Source organism: Tenacibaculum haliotis (assembly GCF_025215075.1).
Classification (GTDB): Bacteria; Bacteroidota; Bacteroidia; order Flavobacteriales; family Flavobacteriaceae; genus Polaribacter; species Polaribacter haliotis_B.
Window position 1 is genome coordinate 1 of sequence record NZ_JAOBTH010000009.1, and the last position, 7,723, is coordinate 7,723.

General features: G+C 28.2%; 6 protein-coding genes and 1 pseudogene. All 7 read right to left on the minus strand.

Annotated features, from left to right (window positions below):
• Positions 1-694: 694 nt before the first annotated feature.
• Entirely contained in the window at positions 695-1,420 is a 726-nt protein-coding gene (locus tag N2251_RS00140; RefSeq protein ID WP_260584647.1) for a hypothetical protein, read from the minus strand.
• A gap of 199 nt (positions 1,421-1,619) precedes the next feature.
• Complete coding sequence (locus tag N2251_RS00145; RefSeq protein WP_260584648.1) at positions 1,620-2,639, minus strand: PD-(D/E)XK nuclease family protein; 1,020 nt, start codon at positions 2,637-2,639, stop codon at positions 1,620-1,622.
• A 3-nt stretch (positions 2,640-2,642) separates the two neighbouring features.
• Complete coding sequence (locus N2251_RS00150; RefSeq protein WP_260584649.1) at positions 2,643-2,765, minus strand: hypothetical protein; 123 nt, start codon at positions 2,763-2,765, stop codon at positions 2,643-2,645.
• Positions 2,766-3,084: 319 nt separating this feature from the next.
• A complete protein-coding gene (locus N2251_RS00155; protein WP_260584650.1) occupies positions 3,085-4,746 on the minus strand; it encodes a DUF262 domain-containing protein in 1,662 nt (553 codons plus the stop codon).
• Positions 4,747-4,937: 191 nt separating this feature from the next.
• Positions 4,938-6,170, minus strand: coding sequence for a PDDEXK-like family protein (locus N2251_RS00160; protein ID WP_260584651.1), 1,233 nt, complete (start codon positions 6,168-6,170; stop codon positions 4,938-4,940).
• Positions 6,171-6,333: 163 nt separating this feature from the next.
• Complete coding sequence (locus tag N2251_RS00165) at positions 6,334-7,236, minus strand: pyst-b family protein (RefSeq protein ID WP_260584652.1); 903 nt, start codon at positions 7,234-7,236, stop codon at positions 6,334-6,336.
• Positions 7,237-7,377: 141 nt separating this feature from the next.
• A pseudogene (locus tag N2251_RS14045) lies at positions 7,378-7,723 on the minus strand (transposase); the annotation flags it as partial.

Genomic DNA, 7,723 nt, shown 5'->3' on the forward strand with positions numbered 1-7,723 from the left:
TAATTACACACAACGTGTTTGTGCATGATTTGTTAAGGAAAAGAGCGCAGCACTTTTCCGAATTTGAACGAAAGATAATAAAAGTGCGAGGAAATTCCGCAAGGAAATTCCACCTTAATGAATTATGCACGGTGTKAGGTTTTCGTTTTATAGGTTTTTCCGTTCTATTTTAATTTTCAATTACTATTTCCGCAAAGATTCTAATTCCGCTGTTTTGATTTTCACGTTTTGGTATTCTACTCAGTTTTCAAATTTTTTCAAAACTTTCAAGGTTCTCAATTTTCTCAGAGCTGTTTAGAATTTCTCAAAATTTGTAAAAAGATGACTTTGATCTCAAAACTCTCCAGTTTTAGATTTCTATTTTAGGGAATAATTCAAAACTTGAATTATTCTGATTTATAAAAATTAGCTTAAATACCTAAATTGTTCAAGCTATTTTTTTTGAGTTCTAATTAAATTCCAATTTAGCTTTTCTGAGAATTTTTCCGCCATTGTAAAAATTCACTTTAAAAACTAAAAGTTTGATTTTTAACGATTTTACGTTAATGAAACCTAACGTGTTTGTGTATGATTAGTTGCGTGGTTTAAGCACGTAATTTAGCAAATAAAAACCGAATAGAAAGTCTGCGAGGACTTTCGTAAGTAGTCTATAACCAAGCAATTAATTATACACGGTGTTGGCAACAGTATTTTTTTATTCAAATAAATTTAATTTTTCTAAATGTTCTCTTATTATTTCTCCCATTTCTTTTAACATTTTATTATTCACATCTGAACTTAATTGTCTAGTATGAATAACTAATTTTGATTTATCTTCATTATGATGGGTAAAGAACCAGTTTCCTTTAGAAAAAGAATATTTATTTAGGTGATGATTATCAAAAGTTACTTCGAAAACATTGTCAATTTCTCTATTTTCATCACTGTTTTTTATATAATCTGAACATGCTAATACAATCACAGGAAAATCTTGGATGAATAAAGATTCTTTAAACAGCTTTTTCCTTTCATTTAATCTGCTTTTATCCGCTTGTGATGTGGTTTTTTCTGGAGCATCGTTAATCTCTGTTGTAAAAACTTTTTCAAGGAAATCAATATGATTCCTAGTTTCACTTTTATATATAATGTCTTTAAGTTTTTGATACTTACTCCAAGTGTTTTTTCCCCAGCTTCTTTCTTTCCTAAACTGATGATCTTCATTTACTGGATAACTTAAAACTTCACAAGTTCCATTATCGATATGATTTTTCCATTGTTTTGCGTTTTGTTTATATAGATTTCTTCCATTAGTATCATCTTTTGTAATCGCTGATTCTTTTCCAACAAATAATATCTTTGAATTAGGATTCCCTGTTCCTACAAAATATTTTTCAGTAATTCCATTATTTACAAATTCTTTAAATTTTTCTGTGTATTCCATTTGTTTTTTTGTTCAAATGTAAGTTTTGACTTTTAATTACCAAACTTGAAAGAATACTTTTTTTTCAAGTTAATTTTTATTGTTGCCAACGGTTTTGTATAAGATTAGTTGCGTGGTTAAGCACTAAATTTAGCAAATAAAAACTGAATAGAAAATCCGCAAGGATTTTCGTAAGTAGGCTAAAACCAAGCAATTAATTTTATACGTTGTTGTGTGCAGTTATTTCTTTTTCGGTTTCGTTTATTAATTCCATAATTTTTCTCAAATTCTCAACAGTTGCTTGAAAGTCAAGTATTCCATTATTGTCAGTAACCCTAAATTCAGAGTTCAGTTTTGCAACTCCCATATATGCTCCAATTCTGCCAAATTGAGAAATTCCAATATTTAGATTTTCTGCATTTTTGTACAAGATTCTGCGATAAAAATCTCGAATTTCTCGTCTTTGATTTTCCTTATAAGCAAAAAGTTTGAAAACTAATCTACCTTGTTCGATTTGTAAATAATATTCAAATTCTTTTCCGTCTAATTTTGTGTATTTCCAATGCCACCAAAAACCTAAAAATCCACCAGCAGCATTTGAAACATATTCCCAATTTCCGCCAATTTGTTTTTGTAATTCCGAATAAAAACCTTGCCACGAAAACCAATACCATTCGTTAATTGGTTTTGTTTTGTAACTGTTTATTTTGTTGTCTAAAGTTTTTAGGTTTTTAAAATAATCTGAAATTATATCGTTCTGTTTTTCTAAATCGGTTTTCTCAAAATACTTGTTTAAGATTTCGAGCATTTTAGTCCTTTTAAAAATCGAAAATCCTGCATCTTTGATGTTACTATACTTTCCTTGTTCTTCCATTTTAAAGTAAACAAGTTTTACTTTAATGTCAGAAGTTTTATAGTGACTTTCTGCAATTTCAGAATATCTATTTAATTGGTCAGAATGTTCTTTAGTTCCTTTTTTATCTTCAATAACGATAAAATATTGTTCATTGACTAAAGCCCAAACGTCAATATTATTCCATTGTCGTCCAGCCTCAACTGATTTAATTTCATAAGTTGAGTTTTCTCCCAATAATTCTCGCACAAATGTTTTCGCACAAGAATTTAAGGAATTATCTAAATCTTTATAATCTTCGTCTGCCCATTGAATTAGCCAAGTTAAAAATGCGTCTTGAGAAAGTTCGGAAGTTGCGTAATCAAATAAATTCGGTCTTTTTTTCATTCTTTAAAGTCTGTTCCAATTATGAGAACCATTTGAAGGACAGTTTAATGCTGAAGGTCTGCTTTTTGATTGAACGACTGTTGCACATTTTTGACATTGAAAAGTTGTTGAACCAACTTGTCCCATATCGTGCCATTGATGAGAACTACCACTTGGACACTTTAAAGCACTTGGTCGAGAATTTGATTGAAGTAGAGTTTTACATTTTTTGCATTGATAATTTTTCATATTTACTTTCGTTTTGGGTTTAAAATTCGGTTTTGTCTCGGTTTGTTCGGATTTTGAAGTGTCGCTCTAATTGCACACAACGGTTTTGTATAAGAAAAGTTGCGTGGTTTAAGCACTAAAGTTAGCAAAAAAACACTAACCAAGAAAGTCCGTGAGGACTTTCGTAAGTAGGCTAAAACCAGCAATTTTTTTTATACGTTGTTGTGTGTAGTACTTTTTACAGCACTAATGTTTTTTCGTAAATTCTGTTTATTAAATTTTCCTTTCTTCTCTCTAAAGATTCTACATTCCATTCGTTTTCTTTCATAATGTCTTGTGTTATTACAAATGAAGAAATTACATTGTCAATATTTGCGTAAGCGTTTTTCTTTTCGTTAAAATTATAGTTTTGTGCTTGTACGTTTTTTCTTAATGATAAAAGCGTAAGGTTTGCCAATGAATTTGTCCAATTTTCAGTTTCTTCTTCTGTAAATATTTTAGACCAGTCTTCGTTCAAAGTTTGAGGTAAAATATGCTCTAAATGTAAGTTTGCACTTAAAGGAATAAAATTTTCTTTATTATTGTCTGTTGAAAAGTACTCAACTAAAAGTAAAATTGCTCTGTCCCATCTTCTGCCATATACATATGAACTTTGTAACTCTTCTATAAATGATTTAGTAGTTCCGTAATATTCCAAATTAGATTTTAATTCCTCTTTTATTTTCTCAATAGGTGAGTTACTCTTTATTAATTTTAAAAGATTAAACGAGGTTTGTTTAATTCTCGCAACTGTTTTTCCTGCAACCCAATTTTGATAATAATATGCAACTAATAACCTTGTTAATTCTTGAATATCTTGATAGTTTTCAAAAAGTGCAGTTGTGATTATTGCATTCCAATAAATTTTATGCCTTAAATACTTTAAACAAAAAATGTATTTATTTTGCAAACTATAAAGTTCAATGTAAGCATCTGAAAAGTCGCTTATTTCTTTTATTATTTCAAGTGAGTCTTTTCCTTCTTTTTTGAAAATATCTAAAAGTTCTTTATCTAATCTGTTTTTTGGGTTTGAAGCCAATTTGTAATATAAATAAGTGTTCAGCATGCTATCTATATCTAATTCTGCAAATTTTAAATTAGAAATAATATTCTCCCATTTAGATTTAAAAGCAGTCATATCTTCTTTACTGGATAATCTTACCATTAAAGATGATTTTAAAATATCAATTGAACTTAATGGCATTCCTCTATCATTTAGCACATTAAAAATTTGAATTGCACTATCTTGTGATGGGCAAGTTATTACAGCAAGAACAACATTTTCATAAAACCAAATTATGAAATCCTCAACATTCACTTCTTCAGTTCGTACTTTTTCTGTAAAAAATAAATTCACATAGTGAGCATTTGCTAAATATTTTTTTGATTTAAGTTCTCTTTCAATATTCTTAAAGTCTATAAAGTTTATTTCTTTTAAAACATCCGATTCAAAGTCAACTTGATATTTTTCGTTAGTTAGAAAGCGTAATTTTCGTTTACTTTCTTCATATTCATCTTGAATTGAATTTGATATATATTTCAGGGCTTTTTTCCCTAAAATATCTTTGTATAAATCTCTAAAAACACAAGCAATTATCGTAAAAGTTGTAATCCTTTGCTGTCCGTCAATTACATCAAATCTTTTATGCTCATTATTTTCTACTAATACGATAGAACCACAAAAGTAATTTTCATTATTATTTCTCTTAAAAGCACTTACTAAATCGTCTATTAAATCGGAAATATTTTCTTTGTCCCAAGAATATGGTCTTTGGTAATCTGGAATTTGGTAAAATTTTTCATCGTCTGCTAATATCTTTTTCAAATTGCTTATTTCAGCGTCAATTTTTAAGTTTTCCATTAATTTTTTTTCGGTTTTTTCGGTTTTTTTTTGAGTTTGAGTGGGTATTACACACAACGTGTTTGTGTAAGATTAGTTGCGTGTTTTAAGCACTAAAGTTAGTAAATAAAACACGAACAAAGAAAGTCCGCGAGGACTTTCGTAAATTGGCTAAAACCAGCAATTAATTTTACACGGTGTTGGGTGTAGGCTTATTTTTCCGAATTTATTTTTTCAATTATTAACTTTAATAAGTTTTCAAAATCTGAATAACCATCATTAAGTGAACTGTATTTCCAACCATACCACCAAGGATATTCTTCTTTCAAAGATTCTTTACTAACTATAAGGTCTAAAAGTCCTTTAATTTCAGAATCCAAAGTTTCACTTGCAAAATGCCTTCCAATTCCAATGTATGTTGATTTAAAATTATGTTCGATTAAAACAGAGAAAGGTTTTTTTTTGTAATGTAAAATAACTCCTGTTTTTATAAATGAATCTTTAGATTGGTTAAATTTCTGATTTTCCTCAAAATTAAAACGTTCATCTAACTTATTTTTCCACTCTTTAAATAACATTTCCTTTGAAGTTCTTTCCAGTTTTTCAAGTTGCTCTTTTAGTTCGCTAATTTCATCAATTTTCTTACTAATAACTTCAATATTCTCAATATTATCTGTATTCAGTTCTAACTCTGTAGATAAAAAAGATTGTAGTTCTTTGTTCATATTTAAGTATATTTCTTTCTTATTAAAAAAATGTTTTAAATGGTCAATGTATTGTATAATAGCACTTTTTATTAATTCTTCTTTTTTAGACAAAACTTTCAAGTAGCTTTCAAGCCAAGGAAGTATTGTTGATTTGTATGATATTTTAGAATATCTTGTTTCAAAATCTGATAAATTATATTCTTCTCCCCAAGTTTGCTCTGAATGATTATCTTTTTCAGTTTTTGTTAAATAAAGTACAAATATTTGTTCTTTTTTAAATCCTATTGACTTACATTTTTCTATATATCTTCCAATTTGATGTTCTTGTTCAATTGCATTATGTATTTTGTTTTCTATAATAATTGCATATTTATTATTCTCTCTAATTAAACCGTCAATTCTCATTTTTTCATAAGTTAATATTGGTTTATTTATAATATTAATGTCGAATGAAAAATGATGTTTATTTTTAGTGTTTATGAATTTTAAAAAATTTATTAGAGCAGGTTGATATTGTAAAAGTCTTATTAAGAATTTACTATGTGCATTTTCATTAGTTGATAAATCGTCAAGAAGATTTAATCTGTATGGTAATTTGTTCAATTCAATTTCATAAACCGAAGAAAAATTCTCCAATAGATTCATAGAAAGTAAAAATTTCTTTTTTGTTTCTTTGATTCTCCAATTTTTATAAGAATTGTTTAGAGTTAGAATTTCATTAATCGAATTTTCATTCATTTTTCAGCAGTTCGTTTTAGCTTACACCCAACGTGTTTGTGTATGATTAGTGGCGTGTTTTAAGCACCTAATTTAGCAAATAAAAACTGAATAGAAAATCCGCGAGGATTTTCGTAAGTAGGCGAGAACCAGCCATTAATTATACACGGTGTTAGCATACGTTTTATATTTTTTTCAACAACACATATTCGCTGTCAAAATCTTCAACTTTTAACGTGTATTTTGGATTGCAACTACCTTTTTGATATTCAATTTCAGGATTTCCGTAATTCTTTTTTGTTCTATTAAAACATCCTGTTTTTTTCATAACTATATAAATTGATTTTCCAACAAGTTTTTTATTTGAAAGTTGAAGACCAAGATTAAATGGAATTGTCTTTGAATGTGCAAAATCATTTCCGTAATCTGCATTATTTCCTAAATAAGTTCCATAATCTTTCCATCTTCTAAATTCATATTCTAATGTTCCCAAACGAGTTAATTCTCCATCATTCATTTGATAAACTAAAACTGGTGGAAGTGAAGGGTTGTTATTTGTAGATGAAATCGAAACTCTTGCTAAAACGTGTTTATTTCCTCTTTGTGCATCTCTTAATCGATATTCACTTCCATAATCATCAAATGACCATCTCTTTCCTGTCCATATTTTTGTGAATTTTAAAGTTAAACCTCCAAATTTCACACTTGAAGTTGGCTTTAAAATTTTGAAACCAAGTGCTTTTTTTCTTTCCTCTTCGAGTTTTCTTCGTTTAATTGTATTATCAATTTTTGTTATTTCTCTTGATGCAGTTTTAGCGTCAATTGTTCCTTTGAAATTCTCAACTATTCCTTGAAATTCAGATTTGGCTCCATTCAGATTTTTGTCAGATAATAACTTTTTTGCTCTAATGAATCTATTTTCTGCTGTATTCTTGATTTCGGTCAATTCAGCCGAACAAGTATTCAACTCGGATTTAGTTTTTTCAAGTTCTATTTTTAATTCGGATAATTGTTTTTTAGTTTCTCCATCAGAACAACTTAAAAAAGTTAACATTCCAAAAGTTAATACAAGTAATTTTATTTTCATTTCACTTTTTTTTAGGTGTATAATTTCCGTTTAAAATTTTAATTATAATTACGGATTTCCATAATTTCACAAAATAATATATTGAGTTGCGCTTGGATTCAACGTTGTAACGCAACAAATCGTTATTAATTTTTGATGTTACTAAGCTACGTTTTTTAGCTCAATATTGATCATTTCTTGGGGTGTTTTATAACCAATAATTTTTCGAGGTCTATTGTTTAGTTTTTGCTGAATAATTTGCAGCTGATTTTCGCTTATTTCATTAAAGTTTGTTCCTTTAGGAAGGTATCTTCTAATGAGTCCATTCGTATTTTCGTTAGTGCCTCTTTCCCAAGAAGAATATGGGTNATTTTTTAAATTTAGCGTTTAATTGATTTAACATTTTAGAAAATACATCAGCAACTTCATCTGCTTTTTTGGAGTTTAATTTTAATATTAAAGTGAACCTTGTTTTACGTTCTACGATGGTTCCTATAGCACTTTTATT